Consider the following 17,514-nt stretch of genomic DNA (forward strand, 5'->3'; position numbering starts at 1 on the left):
AGAAAAAATGGCACGCTCACTTGCCCTTTTTGCAATCGGCCTTGTGTTCGGTGGTGGTGCTGGTTTTGTGCTGGCGGCAGCCAATGGCGTCACGTTTGACGGCCACGATCATGGCGATCCGTCCCATCACGGCGGCGCGCATGCCGAAGCGATGGCCCATGACCATTCGACCACGGTAAACCTGCCCGCAGGGGCGGACGCCCCCAGCGTTGCAATCGCGCTGACCCAGGACCCGATGGCCGGGTGGAACCTGCACGTCATGCCGCAGAATTTCCGGTTTGCCCCAGAAAACGCGTCAACAGCCGACGTAGACGGCGAAGGCCACGCGCATGTTTACATCAATGGCGAGAAACTGGCCCGGCTCTACGGCAACTGGATACACATCCCCGACCTTCCGAAGGGAGAGGTCGAGGTTTCGGTTTCGCTGAACGCAAACAGCCACAGCGCACTGACGGTCGACAACGTACCGGTCAGCGCTGCCGTGACCGTTCAGGTCGATTAAAGCGCCGGTATCCGCGCGCGCAAACACATCCGAAGTCGCCCGCAGGGTCGGGCGTCTTCGATCCAACCTGCGGGACTGTCCAAATAGGCTTTGCAGGTCGCGACGATGTCTTCGGCATCGGTAACGATATCGACCCCCGAAAACACGTAAGACGCCCGTCCTGCGGCCTGCAATGCCAATGCGGTCGGCTCAGCGCAGCCACTGAAACAGGCGTGATCCGAGATGACGACCCGGCCATTCAGCCCTGCACGCACCAGCGCGTCATCCACGGCCTGCCTCTCGGCCACTCGGTCACGCGTTCCCGCACAACTGCTGCAAATCAATAGGCGTATCGGGTCCACGTGTGGCCTCGTGTTTGATGGTTTGCATGTTTCTGCGGCTTTCTAGACGTCGGCGCAATCCTGAATACGCACGGAAATGTGCGTGCGCGGAACTCGGATTTCTGGCATCACTCAGACAGTCACATTGAACGAGGCACCGTCATGCGCACGCTTTTGGGTTTGCTCTGTCTTCTCGCCCTGCCTGTCCGGGCCGAGGAACCATTGTCGGGTTGGGCAGTGTATCCAACCGTCAAAAGCTATGAAGAACTGGTCGCGGATACGAAGGCTGCGGTGAAGGAAAACGGGTTGATCGTGGTCACGCAGGCTGGTCCGACCAAGGCGGCTGCGGCCCGTGGCATCACTATACCCGGCAATCTGGTGATCGGTGCCTTCAACAACGACTATGCCGTGCGCGTTCTGGAAACCTCTGTCAGTGCAATGATCGAAGCGCCGATTCGTTTTTACGTGACCGAAAACGACGACGGCACCGCCACCCTGTCCTACAAAACGCCCAGCTTTGTCTTTGCCCCCTATGTGTACGACGGCGGAGAGCCTTTGCGCGATATTGCCCAAGAACTTGACACAAAGTTTCAGTCAGTGGCGGAATCCGCAGCCAAATAGTCACACTGACGTGAACCTGCTTGCGTCTGGCTACGTCCTCCGCAATCTGCTGAGCAACGAAAACTTCGGAGCATAACGAATGCAGGACCTCTCCCCCCGCGCGGCTGACCTTTTGGCCCAAAGACTATACGAGGCCGGATGCCGCCACGCTTTTGGCATGCCAGGCGGAGAGGTTCTGACGCTGGTGGATGCTCTGGAACAGGTTGGGATCACCTTTCACCTGACCAAACACGAAAACGCGGCCGGCTTCATGGCAGAGGCTGTCCACCACCGTGATGGCGCACCTGCCATTCTGGTGGCCACTCTGGGCCCCGGCGCGATGAATGGGATCAACGTTGTTGCCAACGCGCTGCAAGACCGGGTGCCGATGATCGTTCTGACCGGCTGTGTCGATGCGGATGAGGCACTGACCTATACTCATCAGGTGATGGATCACGCGCAGGTTTACCGCTCGATCACCAAGGGCACGTTCACGCTGACGGCCCAGGGCGCAGACGTGGTTGCTGACAGAGCGGTTTCGCTGGCCACACAGCCCCGCCCCGGTCCGGTTCATATCGACGTGCCGATCTCGGTCGCGGACACGCGCGTATCCGGGAGCAAACGCCGCCGTCTGGTCAAACCCGCTGCGGTCGCGCCCGAAGGGAACTGTGTTGAGAAAGCCCGCCGCTGGGTGACCGAGGCCGAACGCCCCATCGCGATCGTGGGTCTGGACGTGCTTTATGACGACTCGCGCAATGTGGTGCAGGCGTTTCTGGAACATTTCAACATCCCCTTCGTGACCACCTACAAAGCTAAGGGCGTCGTGCCCGAGGATCATCCATTGTGCCTGGGCGGCGCAGGTTTGTCGCCCTTGGCCGACAAGCATCTGGTGCCGTTGGTCAAACAATCCGATCTGGTGTTGTGTCTGGGGTATGACCCGATCGAAATGCGCCCTGGCTGGCGCGAGATCTGGGACCCCGAGGAAAAGCGCGTCATCGATATCTCGGCCGTCGTCAACGATCATTACATGCATCAAGCCGGGTTGAATCTGGTCGCCCACACGGGCGCGACGCTAGAAGCCATCGCCAAGGGGAACCCCGCCCGAGCGACGTGGCCGGGTGGTGAACCCGCGCAAGTTAAGGCCGCGCTAGCGCAGGCCTTCCCCGCGGATGATGACTGGGGCCCGGCGGCCGTGATCGCCGAATCTCGCGCCGCCCTGCCCGCTGATACGCTGGCCACCGCCGACAGCGGCGCGCATCGCATCCTGCTGAGCCAGATGTGGGAGTGCCACGAAGAACGCGGGCTGATCCAATCCTCGGCCCTGTGTACCATGGGCTGCGCCGTACCGATGGCCATTGGCCTGAAACTGGCTGAGCCTGACCGCCCGGTCATCAGTTTCTCGGGCGATGCTGGTTTTCTGATGGTTGCCGGAGAGCTGTCGACCGCAGCCGAGATGGGCTGCAATCCGGTTTTTCTGGTCTTTGTCGACGCCAGTCTTGCGCTGATCGAGTTGAAACAGCGCCAGCGTCAGATGGGCAATATGGGCGTGGATTTCGACCGCCACGACTTTGCCGCCATGGGGCAAGCCTTTGGTGGCTATGGACATACCGTCCGCAACCGCGCAGAACTGCGGTCGGCGCTGGAGCAGGCGGTCAAAGCCGACCACTTTACCGTCATCGCTGCAGAAATCGAGCGTGGAGGATATGATGGCCGGATCTGAGGGGCCGCTGAAAGGCGTCAAGGTGCTGGATCTCAGCCGCATTCTGGCTGGGCCAACCTGTACGCAGCTGCTGGGCGATTTGGGCGCCAACGTCATCAAGATCGAAAACCCGGCCAGTGGCGGCGATGATACCCGGCAATGGGGCCCTCCTTACGTTGAAGACGCTCAGGGCAACCGCTCGGACCTGAGTGCGTATTTCATGTCGGCCAACCGCAACAAGAAATCCGTCGCCATCGACATCACTACGCCCGAAGGCCAGGCCGAAATCAAACGGCTGGCATCGCATGCCGATATCCTGATCGAGAATTTCAAACCCGGCGGGCTGGCGAAATACGGGCTGGATTACGCCACGCTATCGCCGGAGTTCCCGAGCCTCGTCTATTGCTCGATCTCGGGCTATGGCCAGACCGGGCCGAATGCGTCCAAGCCCGGCTATGATCTGATGGCGCAAGGTTATGGCGGGATCATGTCGCTGACCGGCGACCCCGAAGGCGCACCGATGAAGGTGGGTGTTGGCATCGCTGATGTGATGTGCGGAATGTATGCCTGCGTTGGCATTCTAGCCGCTCTGCGCCACCGGGATCAAACCGGCGAAGGCCAGCAGATCGACCTGGCATTGGTCGACTCACAAGTTGCCTGGTTGATCAACGAGGGCGTCAATTACCTGACCTCGGGCAATATTCCGCAACGGCGGGGCAACGGGCATCCCAACATTGTGCCTTATGACGTTTACGAAACCTCGGATGGCCATGTGATTCTGGCCGTGGGCAATGACGGACAGTTTCGCCGTTTCTGCGGCTTTATCGGGCGGCCCGAGCTGGCCGATGATCCGCGCTTTGCGACCAACCCGGCGCGCCTGGAAAATCGCGACGCTTTGAACGCAGTTCTGCGCCCGGCGGTTCAAGCCCATGACACTGCCACCGTCATCGCCGAGCTGGAAGACCGCAAAGTACCCGTCGGCCCGGTGCGGACTTTAGATCAGGTTTTTGCCTCGGATCAGGTCGCGGCTCGACAAATGCAGATCGCCATGCAGGCAGCACCAGGGCCGGTGCAGCTGATCGGAAATCCGCTGAAATTGTCACGCACTCCGGTCACCTATCGCGCTGCCCCGCCCGAATTCGGGGCGGACACTCAGGCCGTTTTGAACGCCAAAAATCCATTCGAAGATTGAAACACTGTGTCCGTTTCGGCGGCATGTTGCTGAAACATGCCGTTGAATCGGCGGTTTTTTTCACGTTTTACACACACGGCTTTTCACCAATTCGAGAGCAGAGGCGATACTGATACGACGCCGTCAGAGTCTCTGCTACATCGAATAGTGTAGAAAATTAAAATTGGATCGGACCAATCGCATGAAACAGGATGTTTTCGGACAGATGAACACCCTCAGCCATTCGGCAAGCGTCGAGGCGTGGAACGGTGTTCTGCTTGGGTTCATGGCGCATGCGGCCATTACTCCGCAACATCTGGGCAAGGTGCTGGAGCTTGAGCCCGACTTTGCCCTGGGTCACGCCATCAAGGGGCTGTTCATGGTTCTGCTGGGCCGACGTGAGATGACGGCGGTCGCGGTCGAGGCCCTGTCAGAGGCCAAAGCCGCGATGGAACGGCAACCGATCTCTGAACGTGAGCGCATGTATGTCGAGGCGCTTGGCCTGTATCTGGAAGATCTGCCCTCGCAGGCGATTAAAAAATTTGAGCAGATTCTGCGCTCCCATCCGCAGGATACTCTGGCGATGAAACTCAGCCACGCAACCCGGTTCGTTCTGGGTGACCCGACCGGTATGCGCCGGTCAATCGAGCGGGTCTTGGCCGCTTATGAACCGGATCACCCAGGACGTGGCTATCTTCTGGGCTGTCACGCTTTCGCGTTGGAGGAAACGGGCGAATACCAAAAGGCCGAGATTGCCGGACGCCAAGCCCTTTGGATGGTTTCGGATGATGCCTGGGGTCTGCATGCGGTGGCCCACGTGCACGAGATGCAGGGCAATGCGCAATTGGGGCTGGACTGGTTGGCCGGACGCGAGGACGCTTGGACCCATTGCAACAACTTCCGCTATCACGTCTGGTGGCACAAGGCACTGATGCATCTGGACCTGGGTCAGGTCGACCAGGTGATGGAGCTGTACGATACCCACGTTCGCCAGGACAAAACGGACGATTACCGCGATATCTCGAACGCGACCTCACTGCTGTCGCGCCTAGAGCTGGAAGGCGTCGACGTAGGCAATCGCTGGGAAGAGCTGGCCGATCTCAGCGCGGCCCGGACCGAGGATGGTTGCGTGGTCTTCGCCGACCTTCACTATCTGCTGGCATTGACTGGTGATAACCGCAACGAAGCGACCAGCAAAATGTTGCAGCGCATCCAAAATGACGCGCAACGTAATCAAGGCGATACTCCGGTCCGCATGTCCGACCCGGGTATTGCAGCCTCCAAAGGGCTTGAGGCTTTTGGTGAGGGGCAGTACGCCGCCGCATTCGACTTTTTGTCGAGCGCGCGCAATGGCATGCAACTGGTAGGTGGCAGCCACGCCCAACGTGATGTATTCGAGCGCATCACCATTGATTCGGGCCTGCGCGCGGGCCGTCTGGATGCTGTCGAGCGCATCTTGGACGATCGCCGCGCCAAACGGGCCGGAGGCGAGGACAATTACGCACTTGCGCGCCGCGCATTGATCGACGCGGCCCGCGACAACGGAGACGCACAAAGCGTCCCGGCTGAATAACAAAAACAAAGACCAAGAAGGACAGAACACGTATGGCGACTGCATCGCCCGCTTCTGATTTTGCGCCTGTGGCCGCCTCGGCGGCCGCCCCTGCCCGTGTGCGTGATCCGCGCCTTGATTTTTACCGCGGCATCGCGATGTTCATCATCCTGATCGCACATATCCCCAATGACCCCTGGGCCAAATGGATCCCCGCGCGGTTCGGCTTTTCCGATGCGACCGAAATTTTCGTGTTCTGTTCCGGCATGGCCTCGGCCATCGCCTTCGGCGGGGCGTTCCTGCGCAAGGGCTGGTGGTTGGGCACCGCCCGCGTGGCGTTCCGCATCTGGCAGGTCTACTGGGCACATATCGCATTGTTCTTCTTTGTCGCCATGTCCATGGCCGCGCTGAATGAAAGCGGATTGTTCGAGAAAAACTATATCTCTTCGCTGAATCTGCAGCATTTCTTTAACGATCCTGCACCGCAGATCGTCGGGCTGTTCACCCTGACCTACGTGCCCAATTACTTCGACATCCTGCCGATGTATCTGGTAGTTCTGGCGATGATGCCGCTGGTCATGGGCCTGTCACGGATTGGGTTCTGGGCGGTTGCCTTGGCCTCAGTAACGCTGTGGCTCGTGGCGCAGACCGACGTTCTGGACTTGCCGGCCGAGCCGTGGTCGGATCGACAGTGGTTCTTCAACCCCTTTGGTTGGCAGCTGCTGTTCTTCACCGGCTTTGCTTTCATGCGCGGCTGGATTCCCGCCCCCCCGGTCTCGAAAACGCTGATCTGGGCAGCGGCGCTGTTCCTGATCTTCTCGATGCCGTTTGGCTCATGGAAAGTGTTCACCTGGCTCAACGCAGTTGCCCCTGATCTGGCGGATGAAATCCGCAAGGTCTGGCCCGTTACGAAAGAGTTCCGCGACAAGACCGATTTTGGCCTGTTCCGGTATCTGCACTTCCTGTCGCTGGCCTATCTGGGCTGGGTCGTTGCGGGAGAACACGGCCATCGCCTGATCGCCACCGGTCACGGCGCGGCGGCCAAAATTTGGCAATTCCTGCTGACCGTGATCACCAAAGTCGGGCAGCAATCGCTGGCGGTATTCGTTTTTTCCATGGCAGCAGCACGGCTTATCGGCGTCGGACTGGACCTGAGTGGGCGGGATGTTGCCAGTGTGTTCATCGCTAACATGATTGGCTTTGCGATGATCATCGGGGTGGCATACATGGCCGCTTGGTTCAAATCACAACCTTGGAAGTCAAAGAAATGAATTTTACACGTCGTGCATTTCTGGCCTCGACTTCGGCGCTTGCCTTTGCGCCTGCCACATTTGCCACCGGCGGGGAAACCCCCTTTGACCGCAATGACGTCATCGCGATGGCCCGGGATCTTGCCAGCCGCCCCTATGCGGAACGCGAAATGGTGCCCCAGGAATGGCAGGACCTGACCTATCAGCAATACCGCTCGATCCGGTTCCGCCTGGACCGGGCGCTGTGGTTTGAAACCGAGACGCCCTTTAACGTCGATTTCTTCACACCCGGCTTATACTTCCCGCGCACCGTCAAGGTGTCGACGGTCGAGGATGGTTTCGCAACGCCGGTCGCGTTTGATCTGAGCATGTTCGACAAATCCGAGGATGTGCCTGAACTTCCGATCGACGACACGCTGGGCTTTTCCGGTTTGCGCCTACGCACCGAGATGCATCGCCCCGGCAAAACCGACGAGTTCTGCGTCTGGCAGGGTGCCAGCTATTTCCGCGCCATCGGCCTGCACGAGGTTTACGGCCTCTCCGCCCGTGGTCTGGCACTGAAAACCGGCGATCCGGATGGTGAGGAATTCCCCGAATTCATCCGCTTCTGGCTGGAGCGCCCAAAACCTGGCCAGCGTGACATGGTGGTTCACGCGCTGATGGACAGCCCCAGCGTGACAGGTGCCTTTCGGTTCAACGTCACCGCAGGCGCAGACTGCGTCATGGATATCGAGGCCACCCTGTTCCCGCGCGAAGAGCTAACACATGTCGGAATCGCGCCGGGCACTTCGATGTTCTTGTTCGACCAGACTAATCACAGCCGGTTCGACGATTTCCGCCCCGCCGTCCACGACAGCGACGGTCTGCTGATCCGCAACGGTGCCGGAGAAGTTTTGTGGCGACCGTTGGCAAACCCGACGCGTCTGCAGATTTCGTCCTTCGTTGACATGAACCCGCGCGGGTTCGGCCTGATGCAGCGGAAACGCGAGTTCTCGGACTACGCGGATCTTGAGGCGAATTACCACAAACGCCCCGGCCTTTGGGTCGAACCGAAGGGCGACTGGGGCAAAGGTACTGTAACGCTGGTTGAGATTCCGGCAGATCAGGAGATCTATGACAACATCGTCGCCTATTGGCGTCCGATGGAGCCATACGCAGCGGGCAGCCAGGTCGACCTGTCCTACCGTCTGATCTGGGGGGACGAGCCGCAGCGCACGCCGATGCCGCGCGTGATCAACACCGCCATGGGTGAAAACACCTTTGGCGAAGGGCGCCTGGCCGTCATCGACTTTGAACCCTCTGAGCTGTTCGAAGACCCCGAGGCGATGACGATCTTCGTCAACTCACCCCACGCCGAAACGTCCGAGGGCGTGCTGCAAAGCAACCCCGATACCGGCGGGCTGCGACTGGCCTTTTCCTTCCAGCCGGGTGACAGGAACCACGTGGAACTGCGCGCGCAGTTGCTGAAAGACAAACAGCCTGCCTCTGAGGTCTGGCTCTACCGTTGGACCGTATGACCGAAGACTTGCATATCATGCCGCCCGAGGCACCGCTGGCCATGCCCGCGCAAGATTTCAGCGCGGGCTTCCGTGACGCGCAAGTGCCCGAGGGTCAGCGCCCCTCAGTCGGGTTCTGGCGCGCCTTGGCGTTTTCGCCTGCGATGGCCGCGACTTTAGGCCTGCTGTGGGTAATGAGCGACTGGTTTGGGGCCGAAGGGATCAACCTGATCGAAGCCATCCTACTGTCGCTGATCTCGTTCAACTTCTTCTGGATTTCCTTCACGGTCTGCACCGTGATGCTAGGCATGGTTTCCCTGTCGCGGCAGGAACAGCCCAAACGCGAGGGCCGTCCACAGCCCTTGCGCGTGGCGCTGTTGATGCCGGTTTATAACGAGGTGCCGTGGAACGTGCTGGGCAATGCCCGCACGATGCTCGAGGATTTGCAGGCGCGAGGTGGTCAACACCACTATGCCATGTTCATCCTGTCCGACACCCGCGACCCCGAGATCGCAGCACAGGAACAGGCCAGTATCGAGGCGCTGCGAACGACGCTGGCCCCGGGTCTGGAACTGTATTACCGCCGTCGCGAAGAAAACACGGACCGCAAGGTCGGTAACATCGCCGATTGGGTCAGCCGCTGGGGCGCGGATTGGGATGCGATGTTGGTGCTGGATGCCGACAGTCTGATGACGGGCCGTGCCATCCTGCGCCTGACGGATTCACTGGCGCGCGATTCTGGCGCGGGCCTGATCCAAAGCTATCCGCAACTGATCGGCTCGCAATCGGTCTTTGCCCGAATGCAGCAGTTTGCCAACGGCGTGTATGGCATTGCATTCGCCGAAGGTCTGGCGCGCTGGTGTGGGCAAGAGGGCAACTATTGGGGTCACAACGCGATTATCCGCACCAAGGCCTTCGCCAATTGCGCTGGTCTACCGAAACTGCTCAGCCTGAATGGTCAGGAAAAACTGATCATGAGCCACGATTTCGTCGAGGCCGGTCTGATGCGTCGCGCCGGTTGGGGCGTGCGGTTCCTGCCGCGCATCCGCGGCTCGTACGAGGAAACACCGCCCACACTGATCGACCATGCGCTGCGCGACCGTCGCTGGTGCCAGGGCAACCTGCAGCACCTGAAGCTGCTGGGGTCTGCCGGGTTCCGGGCAGTGTCGCGGTTCCACATGTTCCACGGGGCGGTGGGCTATCTAATGTCGCCGCTGTGGTTCGCCTTGCTGGTGATGTGGGCGCTGATCGGTCAGGGCGAGGATGCCTCGGTCTTGCATTACTTCAGCCCCGACAACCCGCTGTTCCCGCAATGGCCCGAGATGTCGGAAACCCGCCATGTGCTGATTATTCTGGTAATGTATGCGATGTTGCTGGCCCCCAAGGTGCTGGGCGTTCTGGCGCTGCCCCTCAGCGGAGTGCGCTATGCGGATTTCGGCGGCGGTTCCAAATTCCTGACGTCGTTTCTGGCCGAGGTCATCCTGTCGATCCTTTACGCTCCGATCCTGATGGTGCAACAGATGATCGCAGTATTCCGGACGGCGCTTGGTCTGCAAAAAGGTTGGTCCCCGCAGGCGCGGGATGGTGGCAGCTATAGCCTGCAAACGCTGGTCCTGTGCCACATGCTGGAAACCATCAGCGGCATCGCATTGAGTGTGGGTATCCTGTCCGGTCTGGTGTCGATCTGGCTAGCCCCGATTGCCGTCAGCCTTGCGCTGGCGATCCCCCTGTCCGCACTCAGCGGTGTGTCGGCTGGTACCGCGCGGCGCATGGTCGGGATGAAAGAGGATTTTCACGAGCCCGCCATCACGCGATCCGCCCGGCGTCATCGGAACGAACTGAAGCGCCTGATCGAGGGTAAGACGGTCATGACCCCTGCCGAGTGATTAGCCGCCCGGCAGGCCTTCGTACCAGTCCACCATCATGTCCGCCCAACCCTTGGGCACTGAGTGGCCACCGGGAAACAGCGCGAATTCCAGCATGCCGCCTTCGGCACACCCGCTCCATCTGCGTCGCATGAACTGACCGGTAGTTGAAAAACCGGTGGGCTTGGTATCGACGCATTCATTGGCAACCCGCCAGATTTCCAGCCCGGCAAAGATATCGCCTTGATGGAACCGGCCACCGCCCAGAATGCGTCCTTCTAACGGCACCACATTGTCGGTCCAGCCGTGGGTGTGGAACATCCGTACCGGGCCTTCGCAGCTTTCGGGATGCGGTCGCCAGAAACCGCCAGACACCGGTACATAGGCCGAAAACGTATCGGGTGCCGCGCAGGCGAGGTAATAAACCATGAACGCCCCGGCCGAGAAACCGCCGAGAACCACCCGATCCGCATCCACACCGAAACGGTCCGAGGCATCTTGCACGGCCTCGGTCAGAAAGGCGGTTTCATCCCGCCCTTCCCAACCGGGAAAGAAGTTCCAGCTTTGGCGACCATTTCGTTCTGACCCCTCGGGGGCCATGACTGCATAACCGCGCGCCAGCAAAGGCTCGACCATGCTGCGGTTTTTCAAAGTACCGGTTGCCGAACCCCCATAGCCATGCAGAAAGACAACCAACGGTGGGTTATCCGCCTCGGGCAATTCGATGTGGTACCCACCCGAGGCCGTCTCACACACGCTTTCCTGATCGGCACAGGCCGCCAACCCCGCCTGCCCGGCGAATGTCAAACCCGCTGCAAAGGTGAATGCCCGGATCATCCTGTCTCTCCTGTATTGTGTTCAACCGGCAAACCTGCCCGTACCCATCCCGGCCCCGCGGCGGACCCCAGCATTCCCTCAGGCACATCAATGATGTTTGTGAACCCTGCCTCGGTCAATCTGTTGCTCAGTCGAGCCGACCTGACCCCACGCGCGCAAATCAATGCAACAGGCGCGTTCCGATCACCGCCGGTCAGCTGTGCCAGCGCCTGTTCAAAATCATCGCGGCGCATATCCAACGGATGCGCCCCCTGGCCAACGCCCGTGGTCTGCCATTCCCGCGGCGTGCGAATGTCGACCAACAACACATCCCCAGACACCGCTTGCTGATGCGCGTCCTGAACACTCAGCCTGTCACCCGCATAATCTTGCGGGATCAAGCGATATTCCCGAACAGCAAAGCCAGCAACGATGGCGGCGCCACCGCCCAACAGAACCCATCGGCGTGTTCGGTTTGTTTTGTCTGCCACGCAGCTCCCTCCTGCCCCGATGGGATGTGCTTATCACAGCCCGAATTTCGAATCCGCGTTGAATTTCAACCGGCAGATCAAGATCGCGTCATTGTTTCGCACCCCAATCGATGGCGCTAGGACTGCGGGTAAAACTTGCAATAGCTGGACAGTTAGAAAATTATCCTTAAAAACCAGTACTACATTTGACCGCCCAGATCGGAGTATCGCACTTGTCCCTATTCCTCATCGCGGCCCTTCCCTTCCTCGGAGCTGTTTTCCCAGCCCTTCTGATCCGGGCAGGACGAAACGCAGCAGCATCAGCCGCCGGGCTGACCACCTTTCTGGCGCTTATGGGGCTGTTGATTCACATCCCGTCGGTCATGCGCGGAGATGTCGTTACGGCGCGGTTCGACTGGATACCGGCACTGGGACTGAACGCGAATTTCATGCTGGACGGTCTTGGGTTTCTGTTTGCCCTGCTGATCCTGGGGATCGGATTGCTGATCATCCTCTATGCGCGGTTTTACCTATCACGCGAAGATCCAATGGGGCAGTTCTATACCTACCTTTTGTTGTTTCAGGGCGCGATGGTTGGGATCGTCCTGTCCGACAACATCCTTCTTTTACTTATTTTCTGGGAACTTACATCACTAAGTTCATTCCTACTGATCGGCTATTGGAAACACCTGCCCGAGGGCCGACAGGGCGCACGGATGGCGCTTGCCGTCACCGGTGGCGGCGGACTGGCGATGATCGCGGGGATGCTGATTCTGGGCAATATCGTGGGCTCATATGACCTAAGCGTCATCCTGCAAAACAAAGAGCTGATCCAAGCCTCACCGTATTACATGCCCGCGCTGGTCCTGATCCTGTTGGGCTGTTTTACCAAGTCGGCGCAGTTTCCGTTCCATTTCTGGCTGCCACATGCGATGGCGGCACCGACGCCGGTTTCTGCCTATCTGCACTCAGCCACAATGGTGAAGGCCGGACTGTTCCTGATGGCCCGGATGTGGCCGGTTCTGGCGGGGACGGATGCGTGGTTCTATATCGTGGCGACCACAGGTCTGGTGACCATGTTGATCGGGGCCTGCATTGCCTTGTTCAAAGACGATCTTAAGGCACTGCTGGCGTTTTCGACCGTGTCGCATCTGGGTTTGGTGACGATGCTGCTGGGCTTTGGCACCAAGATTGCAGTTGTGGCGGCGATATTCCACATTATCAATCACGCCACCTTCAAATGTGCTCTGTTCATGACCGCCGGGATCGTGGACCACGAAACCGGAACCCGAGACATCAAACGTCTGGGCGGGTTGCGTCAGTTGATGCCGATCACATTTACCATCGGAACGATTGCCGCGCTGTCCATGGCCGGTCTGCCTCCGCTGAATGGCTTCCTGTCCAAAGAAATGATGCTTGAGGAGACAGTCCACACCACCTGGCTGCACTCGCACTATCTGGTACCGGGTCTGGCGTTGCTGGCGGCACTGTTCTCGGCTGCCTATTCCTTCCGCTTTGTCGGGCATGTCTTCCTTGGCCCGCAGCGCAACGATTATCCGCACCACCCGCATGATCCGCCTATCGGTATGTGGCTGGCTCCAGCCTTCCTGGTGGTGCTGGTTGTGCTGATCGGGCTGTATTCGGCCGCGCTCGTTGGGCCTCTGGTCGCGGTTGTATCCAGCGCCGTAATCGGTGGAGAGAAGCTGCCCTACTACTCACTGAAGCTCTGGCATGGCTTTACGCCCGCGCTTTACATGTCGGCCGTAGCCACATTAGGCGGTCTGTTCCTGCTGGCGCTACACCGTCGGGGCGAACAGCTGTGGAACGCCCTGCCCCGCCCCGAAGCGAAGGTCATCTTCGAGGCTGTCATCGGCGCGTTTACCACGCTCAGCCGCTGGATCACCGACACGCTGCATAACGGAGTGATTAGCCGCTATGCCATCATCCTTGTCGCGTTCACCGTCGGGCTTGGCTACTACGCCTATACAACCGGTACGATCGGACCCATAACGCGCGAGCCCCTGCCCATTCAGATCATTCCATTCATCGGCTGGACTTGCCTGGTGGGCGCGACGCTGGCGATCATGTGGTTCCACCGCAACCGCCTGCTGTCGCTGGTGCTGATCGGCGTCGTAGGCCTGATCGTTTCGATGGCGTTCAACTATCTTTCGGCCCCGGATCTGGCGTTGACCCAGATCTCGGTCGAGGTGGTGACGATGATCCTGTTGCTCCTGTCGCTGAACTTCCTGCCCACGGATACACCGTGGGACAGCAGCGCGGCGCGACGCTGGCGGGATGCTGCGATTTCAGTGGTGGCCGGCCTTGGCACCGGCGCGCTGATCTATGCGCTGATGCTGCGGGATTTTGCCTTTCCTACGATTTCCGAGTTCCACTTGGCCAACTCGTACAAAGGCGGTGGCGGTACCAACGTGGTCAACGTGATCCTGGTGGACTTCCGGGGCTTTGATACCTTTGGCGAGATCATCGTTCTGGGCATCGCCGCCCTGATCATCTTTGCCCTGACCGAGGCCGTTCTGGGCACCAATGTCCGCAGCTATCTGTTGAATCGTAAGCCGCACTGGCCGCAATCGGGGGATTCACATCCGCTGATGATGGTTGTGGCCACCCGCGTGATGATGCCAATTGCCCTGATGGTTGGTGCCTACATCTTTTTCCGCGGTCACAACCAGCCGGGGGGCGGGTTCATCGCCGGTCTGATCGTCGCGATTGCCTTCCTGATGCAATACATGGCGAGTGGCTACACATGGGCCATCGAACGGCAACGGTTCTACTATCACGGCACCATCGGCTGGGGTGTTCTGATCGCTGCCGCCACCGGGATTGGAGCATGGTTCAACGAACGCCCGTTCCTGACCAGTGACTTCGGCTATCTCCATTGGCCACCCCTGGAAGAGTTCGAATGGGCCACCGCCATCCTGTTTGACACCGGCGTGTTTCTGGCCGTGCTGGGTGCGGTGATGCTGGCGCTGGACAGCCTGTCGCGGTTCGCGTGGCAGCCGGGCATGGCGCAAGAGTTCCCGATGGATATCAACCCGCTACGGGACGACTCGAAAGACGAAGATAAGAAGGAGCAGGCCTGATGGAAGCGCTCGTAGCCTCAGCCGTAGGCATCATGACCGCCGCCGGGATTTTCCTGATCCTGCGCCGCCGCACATTCCCTGTCATTCTGGGGCTGTCGCTGATCACCTACGCGGTGAACGTGTTCCTGTTCGCCACCGGGCGTCTGGCGCTGAATGCGCCTGCGGTTCTGAACAAATACGAAGAGGTTCCTTATACCGACCCGTTGCCACAAGCGCTGGTGCTGACGGCCATCGTGATTTCTTTCGGGATGACTGCGGTGATCGTTATGATCGCGCTTTCTGCTTACTTGTCGTCGAAAGATGACCATATCGACATGACCGCACAAGACAGCGTCGACGGCGCGGGAGAAGACGCATGAACCACTGGATCGTAGCGCCGATCGTCCTGCCCGCGATCCTGGCCCCGTTCATCATCATGGTCCTGCGATATCACCTGGACCTGCAGCGCATCTTCTCGGTCGCCGGTGTAGTGGCGTTGCTAGGGATTGCCCTGACCATCACCGCGCAGGCCGCAGGTGGCGATATTCTGGTCTATGAGCTGGGCGATTGGCCTGCGCCCTTCGGCATCGTGCTGGTGCTAGACCGCCTGTCTGCGATGATGGTCTTGCTGACCGCCCTGCTCGCCTTGCCCATTGTGCTATACGCTATTGCGTCCGGGTGGGACGACAGGGGCAAACACTTTCACGCGCTGTTCCACTTTCAGCTCATGGGCGTCTGTGGTGCCTTCCTGACGGGCGATGCCTTCAACCTGTTCGTTTTCTTCGAGGTGTTGCTGATCGCTTCCTACGGCTTGATGACGCATGGGGGCGGGTCGGTCCGGCTGAAGGCCGGGGTGCAATATGTGGCCTATAACCTGTTGGGCTCGACCTTGTTCCTGTTTGCGCTCGGCACGCTTTATGCCGTGACCGGAACGCTTAACATGGCCGATCTGGCTGTTCGAGTCGCCGAAATTCCGCCCGAGGATACCGCCCTATTGCGGGTTGGAGCGGTTTTGTTGCTGTTGGTCTTTTGTATCAAGGCGGCCGTCTTGCCACTGCATTTCTGGTTGCCTGCCAGTTACGCCAATGCACCTTTGCCCGTCGCCGCACTGTTTGCGATCATGACCAAGGTGGGTGCCTATTCAATCCTGCGCGTCGATACGCTGGTCTTTGGGCCCGATGTGGCTGTAACGCAAGGATTGCTGGGCGACTGGCTGCAACCTGCCGCGCTTCTGACGCTGGCCGTGGGTGCCATTGGTATTCTGGGCTCGCAGCACATCGCACGGATGACGGCCTTTTGTGCCATCGCATCAATGGGCACATTGTTGATCGCAATTTCACTGTTTACCGAAACGGCCACAACTGCCGCGCTGTACTACATCTTTCATTCGACCCTTGCCACGGCGCTCATGTTCTTGGTGGCTGACCTAGTGATGGAACGCCGGGGCGGGGCCATCGCGCCAACGGCCCCGATGGCGCAAAGCGGGCTGGTCTCGGCCCTGTTCTTTGTTGGGGCAATCGCGATGGCGGGAATGCCCCCACTGTCGGGTTTCATCGGCAAGCTCCTAGTGCTGGATACGGCGCGCGACGCACCGGATGCAAACGCAATCTGGGCCGTGATCCTGATCGGGTCGTTCGTCACGATCGTCGGGTTGGCGCGCGCAGGCACGCTGATCTTCTGGAAAAGCCATGACGCACAACACAACCCGGCGCCCGAGGTGGAAGATGACGAGGAAGCACCAGCCCTGCCCGCACCCGAACCAAACCCCGGACTGGCCTTCACCGCCATTTTTGGCATGGTCATGGGGCTTGTGATGCTGACCTTGTTCGCGGGCCCTGCCCTGACTTACGCTGGCAAAACAGCCGAACAGTTGTTCACACCCGAAAACTACATCTCAGCCGTTCTGGGGGGAGAGGAATAATGAGACTTCTGCATCGAATTTTCCCCCACCCGCATCTGACGATCCTGCTAACGCTGGTGTGGATGCTTCTGGCGAATTCGCCTTCGCTGAACTCTCTGGTGTTCGGATTGCTGCTTGGGATTATCATTCCCTTCATTACTCAGCCCTACTGGCCCGACAGACCCAAACTACGCAACTGGCCGATGATCATCGAGTATATGCTGGTGGTGCTGTGGGATATCGTGATGGCCAATATCACCGTGGCCCGTATCATCCTGTTCAAACGCGATGCCGACCGACAGCCCAACTGGGTCTGTATCCCACTTGAACTGCGCACCCCCGAAGCGATCACTGTATTGGCCGGAACCATCACCATGACCCCAGGAACAGTCAGTTGCGATCTGTCGGCACAAGGCCACAACCTGCTGGTTCACTGCCTGGATGCGCCCAACGTGGATGAGGTGCGCGACCAGATCAAACAGCGCTATGAGCGCCGTCTGAAGGAGATTTTCGAATGATCGAGATTGCGATCTGGTTTGCCTTCGCCTGTTTCGGGGCGGCCATCATGCTGTGCCTGTATCGTATCATCTCGGCCGAGGGTGTGGGCACACGTGTTCTGGCGCTGGACACGATGGTCATTAACACAATTGCGCTAATGATTCTTTACGGGCTGGCTCTGGGGACCGAGATCTTTTTCGAGGCCGCCATGATCATCGCCATGCTGGGTTTTGTCTCAACCGTAGCCTATGCGCGCTTTATGCTGCGCGGCAATATCATCGAGTGAGGGCGCCCC

Annotated in this window: 16 protein-coding genes; 13 read left to right on the plus strand and 3 right to left on the minus strand. The window is 59.5% G+C overall.

Annotated elements, in window-relative coordinates:
* The first annotated feature begins 7 nt into the window (after positions 1 to 7).
* Positions 8 to 502 (plus strand): hypothetical protein, encoded by a 495-nt coding sequence (locus ACR3EP_RS08065; protein ID WP_170359223.1) that lies wholly within the window; start codon positions 8 to 10, stop codon positions 500 to 502.
* Here the strand turns inward: ACR3EP_RS08065 and ACR3EP_RS08070 are convergent.
* Positions 499 to 843 carry a DUF1636 family protein gene (locus tag ACR3EP_RS08070; RefSeq protein ID WP_170349261.1) on the minus strand — a complete coding sequence of 115 codons (345 nt, stop codon included), beginning with the start codon at positions 841 to 843 and terminating at the stop codon, positions 499 to 501. The two genes, ACR3EP_RS08065 and ACR3EP_RS08070, sit on opposite strands and share 4 nt — an antisense overlap.
* A 141-nt stretch (positions 844 to 984) precedes the next feature.
* Between ACR3EP_RS08070 and ACR3EP_RS08075 the strand changes: the two genes are divergently transcribed.
* From ACR3EP_RS08075 to mdoH, 7 genes are all read left to right on the plus strand, one after another.
* Positions 985 to 1,443, plus strand: coding sequence for a DUF302 domain-containing protein (locus ACR3EP_RS08075; RefSeq protein WP_480637216.1), 459 nt, complete (start codon positions 985 to 987; stop codon positions 1,441 to 1,443).
* 79 nt (positions 1,444 to 1,522) lie between these two features.
* Positions 1,523 to 3,142, plus strand: coding sequence for a thiamine pyrophosphate-binding protein (locus tag ACR3EP_RS08080; protein ID WP_480637217.1), 1,620 nt, complete (start codon positions 1,523 to 1,525; stop codon positions 3,140 to 3,142).
* Complete coding sequence (locus ACR3EP_RS08085) at positions 3,129 to 4,313, plus strand: CaiB/BaiF CoA transferase family protein (RefSeq protein ID WP_480637219.1); 1,185 nt, start codon at positions 3,129 to 3,131, stop codon at positions 4,311 to 4,313. Before ACR3EP_RS08080 ends, ACR3EP_RS08085 begins: the two co-directional genes overlap by 14 nt.
* A gap of 181 nt (positions 4,314 to 4,494) precedes the next feature.
* Positions 4,495 to 5,865 carry a tetratricopeptide repeat protein gene (locus ACR3EP_RS08090; RefSeq protein ID WP_480637221.1) on the plus strand — a complete coding sequence of 457 codons (1,371 nt, stop codon included), beginning with the start codon at positions 4,495 to 4,497 and terminating at the stop codon, positions 5,863 to 5,865.
* A gap of 32 nt (positions 5,866 to 5,897) precedes the next feature.
* Entirely contained in the window at positions 5,898 to 7,115 is a 1,218-nt protein-coding gene (locus ACR3EP_RS08095) for an OpgC family protein (protein ID WP_480637223.1), read from the plus strand.
* Positions 7,112 to 8,611, plus strand: a complete 1,500-nt coding sequence (locus tag ACR3EP_RS08100; RefSeq protein WP_480637224.1) for an OpgD/OpgG family glucan biosynthesis protein — start codon at positions 7,112 to 7,114, stop codon at positions 8,609 to 8,611. Before ACR3EP_RS08095 ends, ACR3EP_RS08100 begins: the two co-directional genes overlap by 4 nt.
* Positions 8,608 to 10,476 carry a glucans biosynthesis glucosyltransferase MdoH gene (mdoH, locus tag ACR3EP_RS08105; protein ID WP_480637225.1) on the plus strand — a complete coding sequence of 623 codons (1,869 nt, stop codon included), beginning with the start codon at positions 8,608 to 8,610 and terminating at the stop codon, positions 10,474 to 10,476. Before ACR3EP_RS08100 ends, mdoH begins: the two co-directional genes overlap by 4 nt.
* On the opposite strand, the gene ACR3EP_RS08110 is transcribed toward mdoH, so the two are convergent.
* Positions 10,477 to 11,292: a CE1 family esterase gene (locus ACR3EP_RS08110; RefSeq protein ID WP_480637227.1), complete on the minus strand. Its 816-nt coding sequence runs from the start codon at positions 11,290 to 11,292 to the stop codon at positions 10,477 to 10,479.
* Positions 11,289 to 11,762 carry a rhodanese-like domain-containing protein gene (locus ACR3EP_RS08115; protein ID WP_480637229.1) on the minus strand — a complete coding sequence of 158 codons (474 nt, stop codon included), beginning with the start codon at positions 11,760 to 11,762 and terminating at the stop codon, positions 11,289 to 11,291. Before ACR3EP_RS08115 ends, ACR3EP_RS08110 begins: the two co-directional genes overlap by 4 nt.
* Positions 11,763 to 11,974: 212 nt before the next feature.
* Between ACR3EP_RS08115 and ACR3EP_RS08120 the strand changes: the two genes are divergently transcribed.
* Genes ACR3EP_RS08120 through ACR3EP_RS08140 form a run of 5 tightly spaced genes read left to right on the plus strand, consistent with a single transcriptional unit; the run spans position 11,975 to position 17,505 of the window.
* Positions 11,975 to 14,842: a monovalent cation/H+ antiporter subunit A gene (locus ACR3EP_RS08120; RefSeq protein WP_480637231.1), complete on the plus strand. Its 2,868-nt coding sequence runs from the start codon at positions 11,975 to 11,977 to the stop codon at positions 14,840 to 14,842.
* On the plus strand, positions 14,842 to 15,201 hold the full coding sequence (locus tag ACR3EP_RS08125; RefSeq protein WP_170517312.1) for a Na+/H+ antiporter subunit C: 360 nt from the start codon (positions 14,842 to 14,844) through the stop codon (positions 15,199 to 15,201). The genes ACR3EP_RS08120 and ACR3EP_RS08125 overlap by 1 nt, the downstream gene beginning before the upstream one ends.
* Positions 15,198 to 16,742, plus strand: coding sequence for a monovalent cation/H+ antiporter subunit D (locus ACR3EP_RS08130; RefSeq protein WP_170549680.1), 1,545 nt, complete (start codon positions 15,198 to 15,200; stop codon positions 16,740 to 16,742). The genes ACR3EP_RS08125 and ACR3EP_RS08130 overlap by 4 nt, the downstream gene beginning before the upstream one ends.
* Positions 16,742 to 17,239 carry a Na+/H+ antiporter subunit E gene (locus tag ACR3EP_RS08135; RefSeq protein WP_170349274.1) on the plus strand — a complete coding sequence of 166 codons (498 nt, stop codon included), beginning with the start codon at positions 16,742 to 16,744 and terminating at the stop codon, positions 17,237 to 17,239. Before ACR3EP_RS08130 ends, ACR3EP_RS08135 begins: the two co-directional genes overlap by 1 nt.
* On the plus strand, positions 17,236 to 17,505 hold the full coding sequence (locus tag ACR3EP_RS08140; protein ID WP_058282485.1) for a K+/H+ antiporter subunit F: 270 nt from the start codon (positions 17,236 to 17,238) through the stop codon (positions 17,503 to 17,505). Before ACR3EP_RS08135 ends, ACR3EP_RS08140 begins: the two co-directional genes overlap by 4 nt.
* Positions 17,506 to 17,514: the final 9 nt, after the last annotated feature.

Source organism: Ruegeria sp. BB10 (genome assembly GCF_056535725.1).